General features: G+C 43.0%; 24 protein-coding genes. 5 read left to right on the forward strand and 19 right to left on the reverse strand.

Translation table 11 applies throughout. From position 1 onward, the window contains the following. Positions 1-22 precede the first annotated feature (22 nt). From IRJ16_RS13995 to IRJ16_RS14085, 19 genes are all read right to left on the reverse strand, one after another. A complete protein-coding gene (locus tag IRJ16_RS13995) occupies positions 23-841 on the reverse strand; it encodes a DUF4138 domain-containing protein (RefSeq protein ID WP_194112231.1) in 819 nt (272 codons plus the stop codon). 9 nt (positions 842-850) lie between these two features. After that, positions 851-2089, reverse strand: coding sequence for a conjugative transposon protein TraM (gene traM / locus IRJ16_RS14000; RefSeq protein WP_194112232.1), 1239 nt, complete (start codon positions 2087-2089; stop codon positions 851-853). A gap of 7 nt (positions 2090-2096) precedes the next feature. Then, a complete protein-coding gene (locus IRJ16_RS14005; protein ID WP_194112233.1) occupies positions 2097-2432 on the reverse strand; it encodes a hypothetical protein in 336 nt (111 codons plus the stop codon). Between the two features lie 2 nt (positions 2433-2434). Beyond that, a complete protein-coding gene (gene traK, locus IRJ16_RS14010; RefSeq protein WP_194112234.1) occupies positions 2435-3052 on the reverse strand; it encodes a conjugative transposon protein TraK in 618 nt (205 codons plus the stop codon). Positions 3053-3077: 25 nt separating this feature from the next. Beyond that, a complete protein-coding gene (gene traJ / locus IRJ16_RS14015) occupies positions 3078-4280 on the reverse strand; it encodes a conjugative transposon protein TraJ (protein WP_194112235.1) in 1203 nt (400 codons plus the stop codon). 10 nt (positions 4281-4290) lie between these two features. After that, the gene (locus IRJ16_RS14020; RefSeq protein ID WP_228080149.1) at positions 4291-4938 is read right to left on the reverse strand and encodes a TerB family tellurite resistance protein; all 648 of its coding nucleotides are present in this window, start codon (positions 4936-4938) and stop codon (positions 4291-4293) included. A gap of 11 nt (positions 4939-4949) precedes the next feature. After that, positions 4950-5678 (reverse strand): hypothetical protein, encoded by a 729-nt coding sequence (locus IRJ16_RS14025; RefSeq protein WP_194112236.1) that lies wholly within the window; start codon positions 5676-5678, stop codon positions 4950-4952. Next, entirely contained in the window at positions 5629-6312 is a 684-nt protein-coding gene (locus IRJ16_RS14030; RefSeq protein WP_194112237.1) for a conjugal transfer protein TraI, read from the reverse strand. Before IRJ16_RS14030 ends, IRJ16_RS14025 begins: the two co-directional genes overlap by 50 nt. 53 nt (positions 6313-6365) lie before the next feature. Beyond that, a complete protein-coding gene (locus tag IRJ16_RS14035) occupies positions 6366-6734 on the reverse strand; it encodes a hypothetical protein (protein WP_194112238.1) in 369 nt (122 codons plus the stop codon). A 15-nt stretch (positions 6735-6749) separates the two neighbouring features. After that, the gene (locus IRJ16_RS14040) at positions 6750-9239 is read right to left on the reverse strand and encodes a TraG family conjugative transposon ATPase (RefSeq protein ID WP_194112239.1); all 2490 of its coding nucleotides are present in this window, start codon (positions 9237-9239) and stop codon (positions 6750-6752) included. Continuing rightward, positions 9236-9556 carry a DUF4133 domain-containing protein gene (locus tag IRJ16_RS14045; RefSeq protein WP_194112240.1) on the reverse strand — a complete coding sequence of 107 codons (321 nt, stop codon included), beginning with the start codon at positions 9554-9556 and terminating at the stop codon, positions 9236-9238. The genes IRJ16_RS14040 and IRJ16_RS14045 overlap by 4 nt, the downstream gene beginning before the upstream one ends. Before the next feature lie 10 nt (positions 9557-9566). After that, positions 9567-9905 carry a DUF4134 domain-containing protein gene (locus IRJ16_RS14050; protein WP_117381996.1) on the reverse strand — a complete coding sequence of 113 codons (339 nt, stop codon included), beginning with the start codon at positions 9903-9905 and terminating at the stop codon, positions 9567-9569. A gap of 30 nt (positions 9906-9935) precedes the next feature. Further along, a complete protein-coding gene (locus tag IRJ16_RS14055; RefSeq protein ID WP_194112241.1) occupies positions 9936-10469 on the reverse strand; it encodes a hypothetical protein in 534 nt (177 codons plus the stop codon). 143 nt (positions 10470-10612) lie between these two features. After that, a complete protein-coding gene (locus tag IRJ16_RS14060; RefSeq protein ID WP_194112242.1) occupies positions 10613-11479 on the reverse strand; it encodes an RteC domain-containing protein in 867 nt (288 codons plus the stop codon). 135 nt (positions 11480-11614) lie between these two features. After that, positions 11615-13543, reverse strand: coding sequence for a conjugal transfer protein MobC (gene mobC / locus IRJ16_RS14065; RefSeq protein WP_194112243.1), 1929 nt, complete (start codon positions 13541-13543; stop codon positions 11615-11617). 11 nt (positions 13544-13554) lie between these two features. Then, the gene (locus tag IRJ16_RS14070) at positions 13555-14808 is read right to left on the reverse strand and encodes a relaxase/mobilization nuclease domain-containing protein (protein WP_194112244.1); all 1254 of its coding nucleotides are present in this window, start codon (positions 14806-14808) and stop codon (positions 13555-13557) included. Then, positions 14763-15185 (reverse strand): plasmid mobilization protein, encoded by a 423-nt coding sequence (locus IRJ16_RS14075; protein WP_194112245.1) that lies wholly within the window; start codon positions 15183-15185, stop codon positions 14763-14765. Before IRJ16_RS14075 ends, IRJ16_RS14070 begins: the two co-directional genes overlap by 46 nt. Before the next feature lie 174 nt (positions 15186-15359). Next, positions 15360-15611 carry a hypothetical protein gene (locus tag IRJ16_RS14080; protein ID WP_194112246.1) on the reverse strand — a complete coding sequence of 84 codons (252 nt, stop codon included), beginning with the start codon at positions 15609-15611 and terminating at the stop codon, positions 15360-15362. Between the two features lie 65 nt (positions 15612-15676). After that, positions 15677-16006, reverse strand: a complete 330-nt coding sequence (locus IRJ16_RS14085) for a helix-turn-helix domain-containing protein (protein ID WP_194112247.1) — start codon at positions 16004-16006, stop codon at positions 15677-15679. A gap of 718 nt (positions 16007-16724) precedes the next feature. Between IRJ16_RS14085 and IRJ16_RS14090 the strand changes: the two genes are divergently transcribed. Genes IRJ16_RS14090 through IRJ16_RS14110 form a run of 5 tightly spaced genes read left to right on the forward strand, consistent with a single transcriptional unit; the run spans position 16725 to position 23154 of the window. Continuing rightward, positions 16725-17645 carry a DUF4007 family protein gene (locus tag IRJ16_RS14090; protein ID WP_194112248.1) on the forward strand — a complete coding sequence of 307 codons (921 nt, stop codon included), beginning with the start codon at positions 16725-16727 and terminating at the stop codon, positions 17643-17645. Then, positions 17614-20853, forward strand: coding sequence for a hypothetical protein (locus tag IRJ16_RS14095; protein WP_194112249.1), 3240 nt, complete (start codon positions 17614-17616; stop codon positions 20851-20853). Before IRJ16_RS14090 ends, IRJ16_RS14095 begins: the two co-directional genes overlap by 32 nt. After that, positions 20850-21968, forward strand: a complete 1119-nt coding sequence (locus IRJ16_RS14100) for an adenine nucleotide alpha hydrolase family protein (protein ID WP_194112250.1) — start codon at positions 20850-20852, stop codon at positions 21966-21968. The genes IRJ16_RS14095 and IRJ16_RS14100 overlap by 4 nt, the downstream gene beginning before the upstream one ends. 3 nt (positions 21969-21971) lie before the next feature. Further along, on the forward strand, positions 21972-22757 hold the full coding sequence (locus IRJ16_RS14105) for a hypothetical protein (protein ID WP_194112251.1): 786 nt from the start codon (positions 21972-21974) through the stop codon (positions 22755-22757). Beyond that, complete coding sequence (locus IRJ16_RS14110) at positions 22744-23154, forward strand: hypothetical protein (protein WP_194112252.1); 411 nt, start codon at positions 22744-22746, stop codon at positions 23152-23154. Before IRJ16_RS14105 ends, IRJ16_RS14110 begins: the two co-directional genes overlap by 14 nt. The last annotated feature ends 13 nt before the right edge of the window (positions 23155-23167 follow it).

Raw genomic sequence — 23167 nt, forward strand, 5'->3', positions numbered from 1 at the left:
TTAAATGGTAATTAGATGATTGTTAATTAGCGGCCAGCGTCAGCGCAGCCCGTGATGGTACAGCAAGGACTTTGATATCATCCAGATCATCCTGCCTGATCTGTAAATAAAGGTGCCGGTTACCCGAACGCTCGTAAACTTCGATGAATAGCGCCTCGTCGTCTGAGAGAGAAAACCGTTTAAAGGCAAACACTTTGGCAACTTCATGGTCTTTCGTCACGGCTGTGCGACTTCGTAAAGTGCTGTAAAGCGGCACGATCTCCTGTTCATGAGTAGCCATCCGGTCTACGGTTTTGCGGTCACGAATATAGAAACGGACAAAATCAATCCCGTAAGGCAGGTTCGAACGATTACGCAGATCAAGCCGCAAATAGACCCGGTTACCCGCAAGTGAAACTTTATTGATCCAGGCCTTGATACCGCCCGATTTCTCATGGGTTGCGACGTCAGCACGTTTTCCCAACGCTAATTGCTGCGCGATAGCCTCTTCGGTATTTTCCGGCCTGTTATTTACCAGGGTACGTACAAGCGTCGTACCATACCCGATCCGTCGTCCTGCTCGTCCATAAGAATACACCACCGGGATGCTGTAGACCTTTTTGGTGCTTTGGTCCTGAATACTGAGCGTAACAGTTTTAAAATTCGCCGCGACTGCTTTGATCGTCAGCACCCCATTGCCTTTGTCCGTAATCACGTATTTGCTGCTTTGGCTGCCGAGCACTTTAACCAGCCCCGGAAAAAACAATGCTGTTGCCTTGTCCTGGCTTATATAGGCTGTATCCTGTGCAAACGCTATTTTCCCTATTAACGCAAGGAAAAATATTACTGTTAGTCTTTTCATACCACCTCCTTAATTATCCCGGTCATTACTGTCCTTAAGCAGAACTTCATACCCGGCTTTAACTTTGACCTTAATCTGTTTTACCTTTTTGCCGAACAGTCCTTTGGCCGCTTCAATACCGGCTCCGGCTGCTTGCGCGCCCAAGGACTGATCCATGGTCATCAGCTGCATGGAGCTAACGGCGTTGCCCATTCCGTTCTTAGCAGCGTCGCGGCTGATGGAACCTGGTACATACAAGCCTTCCAGACCATCCAAGTCATACACAGTCAAGGCAACTGGTAAGATGTTATTCAGGTAGCGTATACTGGCAATCTTAATGTCTAGGCGTTCGTTGTTCAGCGCACACGTGCCGTAAACGAAGCTGCCTTTAGGAATCATTTTGCCTTTAACATAAATCCCGTCCACCAGCCGCAGTTTAACCACCGCACCGCTGACCAACGTTTGATCTTCATGAATCACGGCCTGAATGGTGTTCCCTTCCGCATTTTCACCCTGAGCAGTTTTGTTGCTCGCATACCTAACGTTGGGCCCTTCACCATATTCGTCGCTATCATCGCTTACGGCAGTTACCGCATAGACACGGTTGCGATTTTTCAGGGAGCGGGCGCGAAGGACGTTATCGGAGTTGCCGGGATTTTGAATATCATTGATTTGCTGAAGCATGCGGCTGAGCTGTTTCATTTCCGGGTCTTCACCACTGCCGCTGTTCATGGCAGCCATCATCATTTGCAGTCGCTTAACCTCTGTACCGGAATTTGGCTGCGGCTCATAACCGCCGGTTTGTACAGGTGACGAAGACTGATTGAGCTGCGTATTGATCTGCGCAAGTTTCGCCTGAATTTTGGCTTCATTAGGATCGTTCGCCGTTAGTTCGCCTGGTAACGAAGAGGTGTTTTGCAGTTCTCCTTGTGAAGCCTCCTGTTCAGCAAAGCCCATCGAACTAACGAAGTTTTGGCTTACGCTGACCGCAGTGGAACTGTCTGAGTTCTTCGCAGATGTTTGATAGACACCCATTTTATCCTGATCACTACCATTTTTAAATTGAGCTTGAGGTAAAGTAGTATTCAGCCCTTTGACCGCCGTCTGTTCGCCGGTCATATGGCTACTGTTCCGTCCGCCACCCAACGCCCAAAAGGCCATCGTCAGGAAAGGAAAGATCAGTACAGGTATCATCATTAAGAATTTACGCTCTTTCAGAAATTCGGGAGCGTGTGCAGGCAGATTGCCTGGTTTGCGTGTTGCTTCCATGATCTAATCATTTTTTAGTTAATGAATCTGTTAATTGTGCATCCTTTCTCACAAAGAGATTGACGTCGGATGCCATGCCGATATGTGTTGCGGGTCTATAGGATTGATGAAGTGCAGGTATCGTATAAGAGTTGGTAAACAGCCCGGTTAAAAGGATGGCGATTGTGATGGCTACAATACTCACCAGCACGAGCTTTTGCTTACCGGCGCTATAAGCATTGAACCGTTGGCCGATTGACGCTGCTAACTTAGCCTGAACGCTTACAATAAATACCGAGACCACTTTTGCTATTTGGTCGTTCATCGGAGTGGATGAGCTGTTATCATTACGATGTGTTTTCATGGCTATTGATGTTGAAGGGTAGTATCCCTGTTGGCTAATGTTTCCCAATGCTGTATCAGGAATCCGTGCGGGTTGTTATCTGAACGCGCCACGTTTCGTAGATAACCCTGGGTAACCAGACTGCGGTTAATGGTTGATGTTGCCCGGATCAGCTTTTGCGTAGCAAAGCATTTAAAGTAATAAGGGTACTGATCAATGTCGAGTTGAATGCTGTCCACCACAACCTGCTGGCTGATGTTGCCCGAAATCAGGTTGTTGTAATAGCTTTTTTCCTTAAGGTCGTTGTATTGATTTCTGGCGCTTTCATCGGCCAGGTACAATGCCTTTCCGATGTTGGCGTTGATCACTTTCTCATCAGGGTCAAGCGTGAAAAAGTAGTGATGAAACATTTTGATGTGATCCCGTGCTTCTACGGGGATATTATCTTTGCGGTCTGCCGCAAAGGCCTCTAAAGCTTTACCATTCGCTAATATGTAGATGTGCCTGCTGGCGAGGTCTGCTGCCTGGTAACTTTTATAAAGGGCAAAGCAGGATATGATCGTGCAGGCGGCTATCAGGAGATAACTGAACAGCTTCACATGCCTGAAGGCCGTTTCAATATTTTTGAGGTGTGTAAACATGGCTACGAATTTTATGGTGAACTACTTAATTTCCGTTGATGCGAGCCGCCTGATGGTTAGCGGGCTGTGACTTAGTTTCCTGACCCGCATTGTTCCAGCCGTTCATAAAGTCGCCTGGTGCATTGCTTAAATTAATTGCGCCGTTGACCATTCGTTCTCCCACTTGAGAACCAGCCGCCACGGTGGTATTGGAACTGGTGATGACCAGTGCATTTACTTTTTGTAAAAGCCCATGGCCGCTGCCTGCATTGACAATGTAATTGGCTACGCTCGGAACCGTGAAGTAGCCTATGATCCCAATGATCAGGAAAATGAGGTAAGCCGTATCAGTCGAACTAAAAAAGGTATCACCCGCTGATTGTACTTGTGAAATATCCAGTTTGAGCATATTTTCCTGCACTTTACCGATAATGGCACCGAATATATTCGCGACTGGTAACCATAGGAATACATTGATGTATTTAGCCAGCCACACCGTTAATGTGCTTTGAAAACCGTCAAATACCGCAAGCCCAAAAACGATCGGCCCGAGGATAGCCAGAATGATCAGGTAAAACGTACGAATAGTGTTGATACATAGTGCTGCGGCTTCATACAATACCTGTAGTACCTCTGACATCCATTGCTTCACGGTATTACGAAAGTTATAGGACGCTTTAGCCATAGCGAATTTCATATCATTTCCGACGCTTGCTAATACACCTTCACCACTGCCATCTTTGTCTTCAGGATGGGTATACTTGTACCATTTATCCCGGTCACCATCACCGTCAGGCCCAACGTACATTTGCCACGTATCTGTCTTCTCAACGGCTTCCTGTTTGGCTTTTAATAAGGCGGCAATCGCTGCATCTGAGTTTTGCACCATTCCGCCCGTCGCATTTACGGTCGGCTGCATGATGCCGTTGATAATTGCGATGACCGTGGGAAATAACAGGATCGCCAGGCCGAGAGCGAAGGGACGCATCAGCGGGTAAAAGTCTATAGGTTCTGCCGCCGCAATTTGCCGCCATACGCGGCTGCCGATGTACCACAGTGCGCCGAATCCTGCGATGGCCCTGCCTACGCCGATCAAGCCGCTGCACATCGGCAGCATATCATTGTAAACACTATTGAGCGTTCCCTGCAATCCCTGGATGTTATCTGCAAGCCCTGCTGCATTTGAAAATAAAGGGAAAAGAATCCCCGTTACCGCAATGATTGCGGTTAAAAAAGCTGTCTTTTTCATAATGTCTGAATTAGTGGTTTATACCGTAGAGCTTCTTTAATGAGAGGGCATCGCCGGTTTCCTTCGTTCGCTGCAAACTGACCATCACACCGTTGCGGTTGAAGTATCGCAAAAACTGAAGTTTATCAGTAGAGTTCACATAAATCCGATCTATCGCCCTGATCCTTTCATCATCAGTCATCCTCAATTTAGAAGCTGTCAATACATTGGTTAGCTCATTGATATTGTCAAGGCTTTGCTTTACCAGCCCGCTATATACCTTACCCATATAGTCAAGTTCGCCTGCCGAAAACGATCCGCTTTGTTTAAAGCGGGAAAAAGCCTTTTTGTACTCACTTAGCAAACTGGCCTGCTGGGAGATGATCTCGGCAACCCTGCCGTAGTTTTTGACAGCCGGACTGATCTGAAGCAAGCTGTTTACGTACACGTCATGCAAATTGAAGTTTCCTTGGGATAGCGACGAGATCGTACTATAGCCCCTTTGATAGATCTGGTAACCTGTCTTCATATCGGAAAGGATGCTCTTCAACTGAGTTAGCTTTTCTATATTCAATAACAACTGCTGTAGTTCCTGGCTCTGAGCCTTACATACCTGAGTATGCGAGAGAGTCGCTACTGTAAATCCTGTCAGCAAAAATGCTTTGATGTGCTTTTTCATAATCCTTGATATTATCGAATACCGAATATGTATTTGCTGGTTTCGAGGTTGGTATTTTCTTGCTGTTTGTGAAGGCCATAAACCTTTATCTTGCCCGCGAAGTCTGCGATAAACCGGTAATTGCTCTGCATCGCCAGGTGAATGCTGTTCAACCGCTTTAAACGTTCATCGTCAGTCATGGTCAGTTTGCCGTTTGTAAGGAGAATTTGCAGCGCTGTGATCTGTTCATCGCAGTTTGAAAACAGTGCTTGTTTGACTTTTCCAACGTAAAGTTTTTCCTTCGTTGATAGGTAAGTTGCCTGATCAAGACCTTTAACTGCTCCCAAAATATCCCTTTGCCATGTCAGGATATTACCCACCTGCGGGTTATTCTTGACTACCATATTGATGGATCTCAACTTATCATAGTAGGTCGTATGCAAACTGAACTCGTCCTTTAATGAGCCGGTGATATAACCCAAGCCGCCGTTGGCGATTTGGTAACCTTGCTTCAGATAACTGGAGTAAACCTGTAAAGCTGCTATTTGCTGAAGCAGGTATTTCTTTTGGGTTTTCTTTTGAGAGAACCATTCGGCAAAAGTCTGCGCATGTGCTTGCGACAACCATAACGAAGCAGCGGCGGTCACCAGCGCATAGGTTAATAGTGCCTTGCTTTTCCGGCCGATATCATCAGCGCGGCGCTTTAACTGGCTAATTGATTCCATACAATTCCTTAATTGATTTCGTATCTGCAAGGTCACGGCTTCGTTGTAAGCAGATCCGAATGTTTTGATTGTTAAACTGCTGCAAGTCGTTGTAATTGATGTCCAACTGGTCACTTGCATGATTAATCAGTTCGAGTCGATTAGCATCGGACATTTGCGTTTTGAAGCTATTGATGACCATTAATATCTGATCGAGGTTCTGAACGCTGGCATCTAAGATGCCGCTGTAAACCTTCTGCATGTAATTGATCTCTTCCGGACGAAAGTGGTTGTCTTTTTGAAACAGCCCCCAGGCCCGCTTGTACTGACCAACCAAAGCAGCCTGTTTCAAGGTGACATCTTTGATCCGCTGGTAATAAGCAATGGTGGATTTGATCTTCCATAGCTCTGTATAGTAGCCGCTGTACAATTGTTTTTGTTCTTCTGTCCAGCCGGATATCTCCGTAAGTTTAACTTTAGATAGCTCGTTTTCTAACACTTTCTGTGCATTCTGTAACCAGATGGTCTTGTTCTGCATCCGCTGCACTTTAAGGTCAATGGCCTTGATGACTTTCTTGACGGTGAGTTTAATTACTTCTGCTACTACGAACTGCGCATTAGCTTTCGGCACTGTGAACAATAACATTATCAAGGCGATTAATATCGCTGGTCGTACCTTAAATTTTTTCATAAGAAGTCCCTTTCCGATTATTTATCAGATTAAAAAAGGCAAGAAATGAATTGCTATTTTATTTTCTTGTATTCGGAATCGCCGAGTTTAACGCCGTTATGGTCTGTAATATAAACCTGATTTCCAAGGTCAGTTTGCTGTAGTACCTTTGAATCTTTGTTGTAAGTGGCATCCCATTTGGCAGACTTAAATTCCTTGCTCTTTAAAACGCCATTTCTGATTTTTTGAAAACCAGATTTTCGTTCAATGTTATATGCCTGGTTAGAAGAATTGATATTTCTGATAATAAGAGTATCGTCTGTAAGCGAATATTCATTCTTGAAATGGGTTACATAAGTCCCGGATGGGTCTGACTCTTTAGCGGTCTCTGAGCATCCGTAGATGATAAATAATATAAATGATAGAATGATTAATGCTTTCATAATGATATAATTTAATTAAGCTGCTTTTTCTAATTCTTCCTGAACAATAGCCGCAATGCCTCGCTGAATACTTCCATATTTCTTAGCGTATTCTTGAACACGAGCTTTTTCCGCTGATTCCGTTGTATAAGTCCAGTATTCCTCACGGCTCACCTCTGTCCGGTAAACTTTTGACAACTGACCATTGAGGCTGATAAACACCTCTTTGTATTTTAGCTTTTCATCATTGTTCCGGTTCATGCTCATGATCAGTGCCGTTTCTTTATCCGTGATGCCCAATAACTGCTGAATTTTCGGAAAGTCATTCTGGTACTTGCGTTGGTCAAGCAGAATTTTGCAGTCGCTGTTATTGATAATAGCTTGCTTGACCACCGGCGAACTTATGATATCTTCAATATCCTGAGTAACTACCAAAGCTTCACCAAAATATTTTCGAACCGTTTTAAATAAGTATTTGATGTATTCGGCCATGCCTTCACGCGCAATAGCTTTCCATGCTTCCTCGATTAAGATCATTTTGCGGGTGGCCTTACTGAGTTTGCGCATTTTGGATACAAAGGTCTCCATAATGATCAGTGTCACTACCGGGAAAAGAATGGGGTGATCTTTGATGTTATCCAACTCAAAGACAATAAAGCGGCGATGCAATAAGTCGAGGTTTTCTCTTGCATTCAACAGGTAAGCGTACTCACCACCTTTGTAATATGGTTTTAATACGAACAGCATGTTATCAATATCAAAACGCTCATCCTTTACTTTTGATTGTTTCATGGTCTCATAAAACTCTCCTGCAAGGAAATCATAGAAGCTATTAAAGCAAGGAAAAATATCAGGATTCACTTTAAGCTTTTCATAATAGTGGTACAAAGCATCGGAAATCGCAATGTATTCTGAACGTTGTACGCCTTCATCTTCCTTCTTCCACAATGCAAGGATCATGGCTTTAATGCTTTCCTTCTTTTCCGTATCCAAGTAATCGCCATGAGCGATATAAAAGGGATTGAAGCTGATGGGGTTGTCTTCTGAATAAGTGAAATAATAGCCGCCAACGAACTCACATAGCCCCTGATAACTGTGCCCTACATCGACCAATACAATGTGAGCGCCCTGTTCAAAATAGCTTCGCAAAAGGTGGTTGGTAAAAAAAGACTTTCCACTGCCCGACGGACCCAAAATAAACTTATTCCGGTTAGTCGTTATGCCTTTCTCCATCGGTTCATCACTGATGTCTACATGGACTGGTTTGCCTGACAAGCGATCGCCTAGCCTAAGCCCGCAGGCACTGATACTGGATTGGTAGTTTGTTTCAAGATTTAAAAAGCAGGTTGCCTGTTCAACAAATGTATCAAAGGTATCATTCATTGGAAAGGTAGCTTCGTTGCCAGGCAATCCCGACCACCATATCTGCGGAGCTCCGTCCGTTTCCTGTTTAGGTTGCGCATCCATTTGAGCTAAAGCTGAACTTACTTTATTTTTGAGGTCTTTAAGTTCGGCTCGGTCGTTTGTCCAGGCCATCACATTAAAGTGTGCTTTAACCGGCAGCTGCTGCTGACTGATTGCTTCATTTAAAAATTCGTGAGTCGCATCCCGGCTGATCGCATTTTCACGGGAATAAGCGGATAACGATTGTAAGCGCAGCTTCTTTGCCTCTAGCTTCTTTAAGGTTTGCTGGCTGTCTTCGATAAATATGTACTGGTTATACACATGGTTGCATCTCAACAAAGTGCCGATCGGTGAGGCAAATCCAGTACTAAACTTTGTTTTGTCCGTGCTGTACTTGTCAAAGGTTATTCTCGGGCCACAAAGCGGCGGCAAGTCTTCCGCATCGCTTAAAGTAAAAAGCTGACAATGATCATTGCCAATGCGGATCTCGTCCTGAATATGAATATCCTTTAAAACCGTATTGCTGTTCTTGTTGAGCAGAAAGCAGTACTGTTCCAGTATTCCGGGTGTCTTAGGCGTACCGGACAGTCCGTCGTCATTGATGCCCCGCAATGCAATTAGGCCGCTATCTTCCAGCACCTTTACAAACTGTCCGGCATTATCTAAAAAGTCACGAAACAGCTCTTCTGATGTGGTTTGAGATGGGACTATGCGTTTTCGCATCAATGTGCTTACCGCGCTCGTATAGTGTTTGAATTTTTCCGGCTTCTTAGTCAGGAAAATATGGCAATGATGATGCAGGTATGGACGCTCATGGAAATGCTTTTCGCTGGAATGGGACAGAAACGTTTTTACCTGCGTTTCGCCGTTATCCTGAAATTTGGCCTTATATTGCTCGCTTATAAACCAGTCCTGTTTATGGAAGATGGTATTTTTGGGTAAAAGCTTTATTGCTTTGATCCAGGCCTCGTGAAAGCTGTGGTACTCGTCATTTGACATGGTAAAAATTTCCGGAAGGTTAACTTCATAACCAATGGTCAGGTCGCCTTGCGCTGAAAGCATACAATCGTGCTCCACCTTATAAACAGGAAATACCTGTTCCGCTTTGCTGTGTGATTTCATGATCTTCTTTTTAATTGCAGAAATACGTTTCGTGTTGTGAATTGCAGGTAACGCGGCAGGTATCGCTTAGCTGATCTCTTCATCAGCCCATATTGCCCGTACTTGTGACTGAGCTTAAAAACTTGATAAAAAAGCAGGCTTCCCAATGCACCTGTGATGAGCAGGCACATGGTCACCGGTACGCTAAACAGGTACATAACCGCAAAGCCGATGAGCAAAATAACAAGACCGGCTGCCAAGTAGCCTATGTACTGGGCCTTTAGCCCTTTAAATTCAATGGGTTTATTGATGCCCTTATTGATCTGATACAATGCCATATTGATGCAGTTAAACGCCAAAAAAAGATTTGAGTACCGTAGCGACAACTACCAGAAAAATGCAGCTACCAAACCAGCTGGATGCAACTTTTCCAGTATCATGCTCGCCGTCGTTCCACTTTTTGTAAACCTTAATAGCACCTACCAGTCCTACCAAAGCACCAATAGCATACATCAAGGTTGTACCGGTAGTAAAATAGCTTTTGACCTGCGTGGTTGCCTCCTGAATGCCGGCATTACCGTCCTGTGCATACAAGGTGAAGGCGAAAAGGATAAATGTCAATGTGCCGAAGCCTTTCTTCAACAGATGCCTCAGATCGTTATTTCTTTTTACTTGCTGTGTTTTCATGTTTATTTATTTTAAAGGGTTTAAAAAATGTTACTCATTCAAGGCAGGCAGGTCATTGCTTGTCAAGTCGAAAGGCAACTTTCCGTGCGATTCGTTCAAGATATGCTCAGTTACCTGTAGATAGTTTATTTGCGACTCGTATGGTTTATAAGAGGTAAGCAGAATGTTCAGCAATGAAATAAATTCTGATTTACTGTCAACGTCTGCAAAAGCATCAATGAGTTTGTCCGTCTCATTAAGCAGTTGTGTTTGTGGCAAAAACTCAACGGGCTTTGCTGCTGTTGATTCAGCAACTGGTCCGTTTAAGTCTTCGTCGATGTCGGCTTCCGCGAATTGTAACTCTTCGTCGGCTACGACGGTGATGCTTTGATCTTGCTTAGCTTGACCCATCACCGCAAAAGATGAAAGGGTGCTGCTTGGGGCAAGTAGCTGACCTGATTGCTTAGCTATAAAAAGATTGGTAACCTCGCGTTGATAGTAGCGAAGGATCACATACAGGTAGTAAGATGCGCTTATGATAGCGATGGCTGCAAAATACTGCTGCCAGGAGATGGATGACAACATAACGCTTTGATTTAAAGACCATCTGCACCATGCAGCGATCTCGAAAGCAAAGGTTGGCCTATCCAAAAAACTTTTATCACACCTCATGTACAAGGTAGGATAAATTTTTTATAACATATTGAAAAACAAATAGTTAAAAATGACTATAATTTTAGCTTTTGCTGAATAGCGCCATCTTCATCCAGTTTTTGGTCCATTTTACGGAGTAAGGCAAGCTTTAACTTATCAAGTAATATCGTACGATCCTTTTTTCGCCGCGTCATATCAGTGTACTTGTGATAGTACTGGCCAAGTTCGATATGAAAAACCGTTTGAAAAAAGCTAACAACAGTTTTGATCTCCGCATTGCCATTATTAAATACGCCAGCAGCAACCAGCGCGTAAATCAGTTCGATCAGATCGGTCTTTGAAAATGTCCAGGTGAGCGGAAGTTCGAGGCTCATCTCTGGCGGGCGCTCATCATGATTATTGAGCTTTTGAAGTTCTATATTCAGAAAGTCCTGATATTTTTCGTTCGCGATAATATTGGAAAGCTTGTAGTCGTGACTGGTTGAATACACCTCGTCCTCTTCAAATTTTTCCAGTTCCACATGTACGTCAAACCCACCACGCGTAAAATACACTTCATCCATCTGGGTGGAACCGGAACGGTAGTACTGATAAAAAGCGGCGTTATGATCGAAATAACGTTTAAGATCGGCCAGCTCAGAGTTGATATATTCTTTTAAATGATCTTCGGCTCCTGTCGGCCTTTTCATTAAGTAATTATAAACGCTAATGAAGTAAATGTATTTACTGTAGAATTGGGGTTTTACTTCTTTGAAGAAATGGATCTCGTCTTCGACACTTTCAAAAGAATAGCTGGAGATGTAGCTTTTCAGCTTGGCCATTGCTTTTTTGCAAAGGATGATAGAAGCTTTGTATTGTTCGGCTAAAGGTTCGCCGTTCGTAGAAATTTCGTTTAATTGATTTTCTAAAGCGCTGTAGTAACGCTCGGTGATGGTGCGCATATGTATGTGGATTAGGCAATTAGGATTATTGCTTAATACGCAAATTAAGAATAACGTGTTACGACACGTTATTCGTTTGACTTCACCTTAAATCAATATTACGTTAATATGACGATTGGCATTATTACTTAAGAGTTAATTCACGACGTCTTGCACGATAGCCTTTATGTCATCTTTGATTTGTTGGTAATTACGCAGGACCTCCGCCTGATCGATATCTCGAACGGTGGGGATAGGTTGATAATTCAACTCTTCATTGCGAATACTGTCATGGTCATTTTGAATTTCGTTATGAAACACTTTTAAGCTGATCTTATTGGTCGGGTCATCGGCTACCATGCCAACAAATTCACCGGAGGACAGCCCAGCAATTTTAGAGGCAGGTATCGCGAAGTCCAGCTGAGTAGAACGGCTCACCGAGGTATCCTGACTGTTGATGGATACACTTTCTTTTTGTTGGTTAATTTTTCCGAAGCGTTCTGACAACTGTTTGGCTGTATCGCCTGTTACCTGCCCGCAAATAATATTACCTACGATATTCATAATAACCTCTGCCTGATCACGACCATAATCCTTTTTAAGCTGGCTGTAATCCTGAACCGCCAGTGTCACCGCTACCTTATTAGACCTTGCCGTAGCAATGAGGTTGTCAATGCCGTTGAAGTAGATGGTTGGGAACTCATCGAAGATCATACTGCATTTCTGGCGGTTCTTTTGGTTGACCAGCTTGTTAATGCGGTTGATATACAAGGACAGCACAGCACCGTTCACCTGTGATTTTTGCGGATTATTGGCGAGGCAGACAATCTTCGGTTCATCAGGATTATTGATGTCTAAAGAGAAATCATTGCCACTTAGTACATAATAAAGTTGAGGTGAAGACAGACGCGCCAAACTGATCTTAGCGCTTGCCACCTGACCTTCCAACTGCTCATAGGCCTCATTCTGCCAGGCAGAAATAAAAGGATTGATCAATACTTCAATTTCAGGTTCCTGTAATAGTACCTCAAACAGATCTTTGTAATCTACCTGTGCCAATTCAATAACATGCGGCAACGTACAAAAGCGACCGTCTTGATACTTTCGCAGAAACCACATGATGGCCGTGATGAAATTGATCGGTGATTCTACAAAGAAGTCGCCTTGCTTTTTGATCCACTCACGGTTTAAGCCAAGCATGATCGTTCGACTGGCGTCAATTGCATCTGTTATGTCCAGCATGGTTTCCGGCTCCAGTGGATTGGCGCGGTGCATGATATGTTCGAGGTTGATCACATACTGAGTTGGTTTGACCTTGTACAAGTGACCGTGTTGAAGCAAAGCGTTATAGGCAATCCTGGTTAGGTCGTCATATTTAAAATCATAGATCAGCATGGAAAATCCTTTTTGAATATGTTGGGTAATAATGTGGCGGATAACGAAGTAGGACTTACCAGAGCCGGGACTGCCACCGATCAATGTGCCACGAAAAGGGTTGATGATATTGATCCAGCTTTTACGCGCTTTGCCTTTCAGGTGGTAGATAGCAGGCAAATTGATTGAATACTCATTGTTGAGATATCGCTCTTCCTGTGGAAATGATTCGTTTGCTCTGTTAAAGATGTCATCAGTTAGCTTCAATTTGAGCATTCTAAAAAGGGCACTTAGTCCTGACAAAATCAGTAAATATCCTAAAGAGGTCATTCCGATATAGAGAAATGCCCTCGCTGACATAGAATAGTGGACGTTAAGGAATGCTGCACTGACAAAGTATAACAGCAAGCCAATCAAAGCATAAATAGTAATTGTTTTAAGTTTGATCTTCTCATCTTTCTTCCCCTTGCTGCCTAACAAGGAAATCATTAAAGCGAATAGTGCTGCAAGTTTTGCATAAAGTACACTTTTGAAGACTGTCATTTTCGAGACAGGCAGTAGGATACTGTTAATGACCGGCTTGGTCAAACCCCAATGCTGAAATGCGGCATAGCAGGAAATATAAAAATGAAGGATAAGAATGGCCAGGCTGATAAACCGGGTAAAATCAATGATCCTTCTTAATGCTTGTTCGTTTTCACCTGTTTGCATAACTGTAAAATTTAAAGTGAATGTCCTCTGCGTTTTTTCTTGCGCTTTCTTTGCTGTAGCCTGCCCATGGCTGCCATATCTTGTTTTTCCTCCTGGTATAAGGCTTCTAGCAATGCACTGCCACCGTTGAAGTTGTTATTACCGTTTATTCCTGTGTTATCAGGCAAATGTTTATTGCCGGATAGTTCAACGTTATGGCTTGGTTTAATGCTTCCATCTGATCGTGCAAAGAATTGTGAAAGGCTGTTTGCGCTATAGTTTTTGCCTAAATCACTGCCGTTGAACACAGCTTTAGTTTTATGATCGACAAACGTCACCCCATACAACCGGCCATCCTCACTGTGCCTGAAAATGGCTTCAATATTCTGTTCCTTAAGCTTTAACTGAAACTCGGTTTTACCAATCGGTTTGCTCAGCAGATCATCAATCGTATACTTTACCTGCTCTCTTAATGATTTGCGTAGCACCTCATTTAAAGCAAAGCGTCCTTCCAACGTTTTTAACGTTGGTTTACCGTAGATACTGCTGGCCTTGATGGGAACGCCGATCTTGCCGCCTTTACCATCCAGTGCCCAGTATACCAACCCGTTTTTCTCATACATCCTGGATTCTTTTGAACCCCGGTCAGCCGTCACGTTAAAGCCGTTCAGCACCGCGTTAAATTCCGGGATACTGGTAAACTTGTATGTTCGCAATACCTCACTTACGACATTAGTGATGGCCCGCTTGGTTTCTGATTTCCCGTAAGCTACTTGTTCCACGGATAGAGATTTTATGTTATGTTGTGCTTTGCCCTGATCTTCTGCCTTGACTAATCCATAATTCAGCTCCACCTGCTTCCGCGACTGCTCGGAGGCTTTATTTGCCAGCAAGTGAAAACTGATCCGTTCACCATCCGGCTTGATGTTGGTAGAAACCAGATGCAGGTGCGGATGTCCGGCATCGTAATGCTGGTAGACAAGGTAGGGTTGCTTACCAAACCCAAGGCCTTCCATATACTCATCGGCAATTTGCTGAAGTGTCCATTTATCCAAATTTTCGCCAACCGCAAAATTCAGTGACACGTGCAAAGTATTGACCTGCGTGCGCTCATTCCGTTTGGTCAGATCAGTCAATCGGTTAAGCTTGTCGCTGAACGAAAGGTTAGACGGCTCTTTTAAATAACCCTGTGCAAGGATCAATTCAGCCTTGCCTGAACGCACCTTATGCTCATTGTAATTTATTGCCCCGAGGATGCTTCGTCCGGTTTTAATTTTTGCGACCATAGTTCTGAAAAGTTTTGCATGCGGTCCTTGATCTGCGCGATAGCCGGGTCGACTTTGGTGCCGATGATAGACATGAGCGATAACCATAAACGGTTATCTGCGGAGCCGTGTGCAGCGTTGATCTGACGGACTGCCTGATTCAAATTGTTACCAATGGCATTGAGTTCCCGGCGCAGCAAAGACAACTCTTCAAGCATCTCATCCATGGACTTGTCCCGGTAATTTACGGTGATTGGTTTTTCCAGTAAAACGCACCGGATGTACTCGCTCATCTTGCGGAAGCGTGTCTTTTTAAACCGCTTATCGATCAATAAAAACTCACACGGTTTAAACCTCGTGGTGATTTTTCGCAACCTGTTCCCTTCATCATTTTCCATAACTCACATCATCTAAAAATCCGACTTCGGAGGATTTTTATTGCACCCCCGGACTGACTTCGGAAGGGAGGGTAAGATTCCGTTGTCCGACAACGGTTTATCTTGCTGATTGCTCAAAAATGCAATCTCGTCCTTTGCAAAGTCCTCGATTTGGATTTGTTCAACGTTATCAACTTAAAACGATTCACTGTTAAATGGAGACTGCCTAAACCTGCGTTTTACTTCCTGCCGATGGTTGTAAATCCACTCGGCTGCACATACCTTCCAATTGTAGATCGTGCCGCCGGTTGGCGTCTTCCATCCGCGGGCATCATGCTCGTTGAAGAAGTCATCAGCTAATCCGCCTTCGCCTTTTTGGTCAAAGTAGATCAGCAAAACTTCCTTGTCGGGTGGCATGGTAGTTCCCAAGCCGTCGTGAATATGCATGGTATTTTTGCTGCTCTTTCTAATCTCATACGGCAGTCTCTGTACGATGCGTTTGGCCTTGCGTTTCATGCCATCTTCATCTGATCGTTCAACTTTCCGGAAGCCATCAGCTTTTCAATTTCCTCCGAATTGTAGTAGGTGATACCACCTAATTTTTTGAAGGGGATCAAGCCTTTGTCCCGAAGGTATTGCAGTTTGCTTTCGGACAGCCGGAGCATTTTTTTGATTTCGAAGGCTTTCAGCCATTGGTGGCCGGGCTGGCCAGATTGTTCTTTCAGTAGCTTTTTAATGTCGACAATAAGCTGCTGCTTAAAGTCGAGCAAGTCCTGAACTGTAATGAGCTGATCACGGTTTACTTTAGGAAAGTCATGTTGGATTTCATTATAATTTGCCATAGCTTAAAATTTAGCAACAGCAAAAGTGGAGAAGAGCAAAATAAATTTATCACACCTCATGTACGAGGTAGGGTATTTTATAGCTAAAATTGGGGATGGATTGTCAATTGTGAAAGGTAGATAATGTTCAGTTATTCTTTATTGTCACAAAATTCTTAATGGCTTTTAATGCTTCTCTTATCGTGAAATTGAAGAAATGTTTATGCCACCATTAAATCGATTGATGAGGTCTCTGTTCGGACAATCTACAACTACAGATCTCTGGTGCAGATTGAAGTAGCCGGGGACACTGTAAAACAACACCAAATATCATTGGAAACCTGTAGAATCGATGCCAAATTTCGACTACAGATAAGTTCAAATATGCGAAACTCTTAAGCATAAAATACAATTTCAGGAATGAAATTGAGCTATTACACGCTTATGTGGTTTTTTCTTTCAATTTAGTATGCTGTCTGGTAGCAAGATCTTAATCATTGCTTTTCATGTGGACTCCAGTTATGAATAAAATCGCAATGGGAAGTAATTGATTTAGTCATGACGTCTGTAATCAAACCTAATATGATTTTTCCCAATTGTAAGAGCTAAACTAATCTGTATGGACGCTTGAAAAGAGTAAAATACGTTCAAGTTGATAACTATTATCGATTAATATTTTTTTATTTTATAATTTTGAAGGTAGGGCCTATATTATTAAACCTTATCATATCGTAAGCCAATGATCAAAAAAAGTAACCGATTCTCTTTTTCGGGGCATGATTCATTTCAATGCCGGCTCATGTGGTTGAAAAAAGGTTATGATTTCTTACAAGAAAATAATGATTTCAACACAGAGGCGGCCGGCATCGTTCTTGGCGTCGGCAATAATATGGTTCGCTCGATCCGGTTTTGGCTTCGGGCGTTCGGTGTGACCAATGAACAAGACCAGCTAACCGATTTTGCACATCTAATGTTCGGCAAAGAAGAAGGCCAGGGATTGGACCCTTTTCTGGAGGATGAAGCAACGCTTTGGATATTACATTTCAGGCTCGTTGCCATCGGTTATGCCTCAAGCTACAACCTGATCTTCAATGAATTCCGGAAAAACAAGATCGAATTCACAAGGGCTGACTACCTCAACTTTGTAAAGTTAAGATTGGAAGAACGCTCGTTAAGCATAAGCGAAAATAGCATTAATGAAGACTTTGTCGTATTCATTAAAATGTATCTGAACCAAGATGGTCAGCGAGATAAAGAAGATAGCTTTTCAGGGATACTTACTGAACTCGGCCTACTTGACTTTTTTGTTAAGCAAAGGGAAGATTCAAAAAAGGAATCTGAAAACGTGTTTTTTATCGCACCCGACGAACGGGAGGATATTCCCGAGGTAGCTATTTTGTATGCTATTCTTGAAAATGAAACCTACCAGGACTCCGTTAGCCTTAGCCAATTGGAAACGGATGAAAACTCGCCGGGGAGCGTATTTGCGTTGACACGTTCCGGCCTTAGTCAAAAGCTTCGGTCGATCGCTAAAAATTATCCTGCTGTTGTATTGAGTGAACAAGCAGGCATCCGTGAGCTGCAATTTAAAGACAAACCCCAGTCAGACCTTATATTAAAAAATTATTATGCGAATCAAGCCAGATACGAGTCAGTTTAACCCTTCAACAAATATTGTCAGGGATGCCGAACGTGATATGGTCTACTATCCGACAGAAAATTCGAGACGGATATTTTATCAACTGATCAACGAGTTCAAGCTGGGTACTCACGTATTTAATATTATCGGCTCCTATGGCACCGGTAAAAGTTCGTTCCTTTGGGCTCTGGAACAAAATCTGTGCAAAGGCAAACCTTATTTCAGCGCGGGTTCGGTTACTACCGGGCCGGTAGAGGTTCTTCGTCTGATAGGTCAATACAACTCCCTTATGCAAACCTTCGCCGACTTTTTTCAGGTCGAGGTTTCCGCGTCTGCCAATGAATTATTCGCGCGGTTATTTTATCAGTATCAAAAGCCGATAAAAGAAGGCTTGTTGATTCTGGTTATTGATGAATTCGGCAAGTTCCTGGAATACGCCTCTGCCCACTCCCCTGAAAAAGAATTATATTTCTTGCAACAACTGGCCGAATTTGCAAATGATCCGAAACATAACATTATGTTTATTTCGACCGTGCATCAAAACTTTGATGCCTACGCGTTCGAACTGAAAACCAGCCAGCGTCAGGAATGGGCTAAAGTCAAAGGGCGCTTCAAAGAAATCACCTTTAACGAACCTGTTTGGCAATTGCTACGCCTGGCGGCAGATCACCTGCAAGTCATTACCGGCCCCAAAAATGCCGATGAGGAAATGCTTGCTTTACAGGTAGCAGACCTATTTAGAAAATCCAAAGCGTTTGAACTATCCGATGATTTGCTGTCGGAACTTACACTCGATCTGTTGCCGCTTGACCTGTTCGCCGCGAATGTCCTGACAATGACCTTGCAGCGTTATGGACAGAATGAGCGCAGTTTGTTTTCTTTTTTAAGATCGTCTGACCACACTAGTGTTCAGAAAGTAGCCCGGGGAAACCGGCTCTTCCAATTGGCTAATGTATATGACTATTTGCTGTTCAATTTTTACAGCTTCATACAGTCCAAATACAACCCTGATTTTGCGGCCTGGAAAGCAATAAGGAACGGATTGGATGAAGTTGAAAGAACCTTTTTGGCAGACTTAGAAGACTTAAGCAAACTAGTTAAAACGATCGGCTTGCTGGATCTCACTGCTCCGCAAGGCAGTAAACTCGATAAAGCTTTTCTGCTACAATATGCGTGCATCTGTCTGGGTATTTCGCAGGCTGAAGTACTGATCGATAAATTAAAAGCCAGGAACATTATTATTTTCAGGGACCATCTGCAGCGCTACACCCTTAATGAGGGTACATTACTTGATGTACAGGCTGCGCTGATCGAGGCTGCGGCAAAAGTTGACCAGGTGAATGACGTGGCGACCTTATTGAAAAGATACTATTCCTTACCGCCAGTATTAGCCAAAAGCTATTCCTATGAAAGCGGGACACCACGTATATTTGAATTTGTGATCACCGACAAACTCAGGAACGACCAAGCCAGCGGTGAGCTTGACGGTTATATCTACCTGTTATTCAATGAGAACATACAGGCTGAAGAAGTGCGCGCATTTTCGCAGCAATTGAATAATGAACCCGCCATCTATGTATTCTACGAAAACTCGCGCTCAATCAAGGACCTGCTGTTCGAGTTGGAAAAGCTGCGTAAGGTCATGGAAGATAACAGCGAAGATAAAGTTGCGGTCCGTTTGCTGAAGGAAAACTTTGAAGCAGCCCGCAGGGCGCTGAATTATTTTATCCTCGGTATGTTAAATACCAATACACCGGACCTTAGGTGGATCTGGAACGGCCGTATATTACCGATCATCAATAAACGGAGTTTTAACCAGCTTTTGTCTGCAGCTTGCAAAGTGGCTTATCCTGCGACTCCTGTCTTTAATAATGAGCTGGTCAATAAGCATAAAATATCCCCTTCCATCAACACTGCGCGCAAGAGCTATTTCAAAATGCTCGTACAAAATTGGAATAAGGCAGATCTTGGATTTCCTAAAGAAAAATTCCCGCCGGAAAAGACCATTTATCTTTCGTTGCTTAAAGAAAATCGAATTTCTGTTGAGACCGGTACCATTAACCTCGATAAAGAGCGGAACAATATCGCACCGTTGTGGGAAGCTTCCTGCCAGTTTTTGGAAGGTTCCAAGGAACGGCGCCGGTATATTTCAGAATTCGTTGAGTTGCTGGCCACCAAACCGTTTAAATTAAAACAAGGATTGATCTCGTTTTGGGTTCCTAGCTTTCTGTTTATCAAAAGAGACGAGTTCGCACTTTTTGGCGAAAACGGTTATGTTCCGTTTATCAGCGAAGAAATATTAGACCTGATCATAAGATATCCTGAAAAATACGAGGTCAAAACATTCGATGTTGAAGGCCCTAAACTAGGTCTCTTTAATCAATACCGTTCATTTTTACAACAGAGTGAAACCGCATCATTTGACAACCAGGCATTTATCGAGACGATCCGGCCTTTCCTTTCTTTTTACAGGCAGCTGCCCGATTTCACGAAATTCACTAAAAATAATCTTAGCCCAACGGCCCAGAACCTAAGGGCAGTGATTGCCAATACGGAGGACCTTGAAAAAACTTTTTTTGAGGACTTTCCGGCCGCCCTTGGTTACTCAACGAAACAATTAACGGAAGATCCTGCTAAAATTGAATTTTACGTTTCGGCACTTGAACGTGCGGTCGACGAGATCCGGGACTGTTTTCCGGCACTTATCAATCGGTTTGAGGGCACCATATATGATAGGATCATTGGCCAAAAAGCGGAGTTCAAAGAATATAAAGAGCGCTTAGTCAGCCGGTACGCAGAACTTCAGCTGCACGTAGCCGGGGCTGAACAAAAAGCATTTGTCCAGCGTGTGTTATCTAAAATTGATGACCGCAAGGCATGGCTTAATTCACTGGCCCAGACGTTGGTCGGCAAGCCGCTGGAAACTTTTAGAGACCAGGACGAACAAGTGCTACGGGAAAAATTTATTACTATGGTTGCCGGGCTGGACAAGCTCACCGATCTCGCCAAAAGTAACTTTGACCTCAACGTCGAAGACGTTCTGGGGTTTGAGATCAATACTTTTTTGGATGGTGTTAACAAGACTGTGATCAGAATGCCAAAAAGCAAACGTGATGAAATCGCAAAAATTGAGGATGATTTAAGGCATACGATTATGGCTGCGGGTATGAACCAGCAGCTGAGCATTGTTGCGCTGGCCAATTTATTAAAAGAAATGATAAAGTTATGAAGGTAAGACACGTTTTAGGAATTTCGGGGGGAAAGGATAGTGCCGCGCTGGCCATCTATTTAAAAATGCAATACCCTGAACTGAATATTGAATATTATACGACAGATACTGGCAAAGAGCTGGACGAAACCTATGAGCTGATCAGGAATCTGGAAATATTTTTAGGCAAGAAGATTACGCGGCTTACCGCAAGCACTGACGGTGACAACCATGGCTATGATTCGTTTGATTACCTGTTGAACCTTAAATTCCAGTTCCTCCCATCCTCACAAGCACGGTGGTGTACACAGACCCTCAAACTCGCTCCTTTCGAAAAATTTGTGGGGAACGACCCAGTCATTTCCTACGTCGGCATTCGGGGTGACGAAAACCGGGATGGCTACATCTCGAAAAAACCCAATATCCAGTCGATTTTTCCCTTTCGTAAAAATATATGGAGCGAAGACGTCATTAATAAGGCGTTTACAAATAAACAGATCGGCTTTATGCTCGACAGTTTATTGACGATCCCCCGTGAACCCGCGCCCGATTATGTTGAACTGCTTAGTCAGCCGGTAACTATTAAATTCCCGGTCAAAAAAAAGGCGGATTTACTTTTTGAACGCGATACGACCATAACGAATGCGCTTATATATGCTTTTATCAAAACAACGGACTATCCGCTTGCTCAAAGCGAAAGTTTTCCATTGCTTGACAACGAAGATGTATTGGTAAAGGAAGACATTTTCAGGATTCTTAGAGATAGTGGTGTAGGGGTTCCGAAATATTACGAGAAAGTAAGCTTCGAAGTTAATGGCAAGACCGGGGAATATGCGCGAAGCCGCTCTGGGTGCTATTTCTGCTTTTTCCAGCAAAAAATCGAGTGGGTGTGGCTTTACGAACAGCACCCGGACCTTTTTCAAAAAGCGCTGGACTATGAAAAAAAAGGTTATTCCTGGAATGACAACGAAACGCTCGCAGAACTAATTATGCCAGCCCGAATCATGCAGATCAAAGAAGATTATATCAAAAAAGAACAGGATAAAAAAAATCAGGGCAGAGTATCGAGCAAACTGATTGACATACTTACAGACTACGAAGATGGTGAGATCGGTTGCGCCGCTTGCTTTATATAGATTATGCAATACCTCAAGGAATACCAAGGATTTTCTATTGACCTCAGAGATTTGGCAAAGGTTATAAACCTGATTGGCAGCGGCGCTATTGCTACTAAATCAGAGCTCTTGGAAGAATCAGGTTTTGGTGCCAACAAGGTTAGGGGCTACAAAGAATACCTCTCTGATTTCGAACTTTTAGCAGCAAAAAATCAATTAACTGTATTAGGTCAAATCATTTATAAAAATGATCCACGATTTCGCGACCCTTTTACAAAATGGCTACTGCTTTATCACTGGTCATTTAAAGCTAATAATCCGTTTTTATATTTTTTAGTAAATGACTTTTCATCATCTGATGACTCCTCCTTATTAAGAAAATTCAAACAATGGGCAGATCGTAATCAGGTAAAAACTGATTATGAGAGCTCTAAATTGAATGGTTTGATTAATCGAACAAAATCGGCCTTACTGGAACCCGAAGGATTTCAATCATTGAACCTATTCAGTGTCTTCGATAATGTCCTTCAACGTTCAGAACCTTATAATGTGCACAAGTATTTGACAGCTTACATTTTGTATCACATGCGTAAAGGCAGGGTATCAATCAGTTTTGCCGAACTACTAGATGAAAGAAATAACGTTGCAAAGTTTTTTGACTGGAATTCAAAAAACTTGGAAAGTAAAATGGCGGAATTGATGGATTTAAAACTCGTTAAACTAGTGCATTTTGCAGATTTGCACATGGTGGAATTTTCCTATAATGGAACGCCGGAAAGCTTAATAGAAAGATATTATGAGGAATATTAAGCAATTTATTCAGGAGGTCGCCCATTCCAGAAAACGAACAGGAGTCGTTTGGTTAAACCGGGCGGAACTATTACAGGAAATTCAGGAATGCGGAGTAAAAGTGATAAATATAGCAGATAGCGCCGTTGAAAATGTAATTATCTCCGATGATCAATTAATCGAAATACTTACAAAAAATGAACCTGCTACCAGCGTTGCTTTTTTAAACTTGGAGATATTTCTTGCGCCTCGCTTTAAAGATTTAAAGTATCTTTCTTATTTACTGTCAAAAGTGACCGTTCAAGAACCGTATCAACCTGTTTTTCTACTTTTTTATTCTAAGATATTATTTAAAAAATTCCGGGATCATTATATCAACCAAAAGCAAACGGAAAATCACTTTTACGAAGAAACTTAAACTTATCTCACTA

The organism is Mucilaginibacter myungsuensis, assembly GCF_015222005.1.
Classification (GTDB): domain Bacteria; phylum Bacteroidota; class Bacteroidia; order Sphingobacteriales; family Sphingobacteriaceae; genus Mucilaginibacter; species Mucilaginibacter myungsuensis.